Source organism: Photobacterium sp. DNB22_13_2 (assembly GCF_052873915.1).
On sequence record NZ_JBNNXU010000269.1, the window covers coordinates 1 to 240 of the forward strand.

At 60.8% G+C, this 240-nt stretch carries 1 protein-coding gene; it reads right to left on the minus strand.

Going from position 1 to position 240, the window contains the following annotated elements:
- Positions 1–240: CorA family divalent cation transporter (locus tag ACVA58_RS28615; RefSeq protein ID WP_446513610.1), on the minus strand; the 240-nt coding region annotated here is incomplete at both ends.

Sequence of the window (240 nt, forward strand, 5' to 3'; positions counted from 1 at the left end):
GTATAGAGCCGCTCGATGGCTGCACGGTCAAATGTGTCGCCAAAGATCTGGCTTTCGATGTGCTCGAACTCTTCCTGCATGCGCTCGAGCACGGGCTGGTAGTTGTCGACCACAAAGTCCATCACCGCATACAGCGCAAACGGTGCGCCCTTGGCCAGCAGTTGCGGTGTGCGTTCGCAGCGCTCGCGCACGGGCGAATACGACGCCGACGGCCCATGCCGCACCGAGACGAGAAAATCC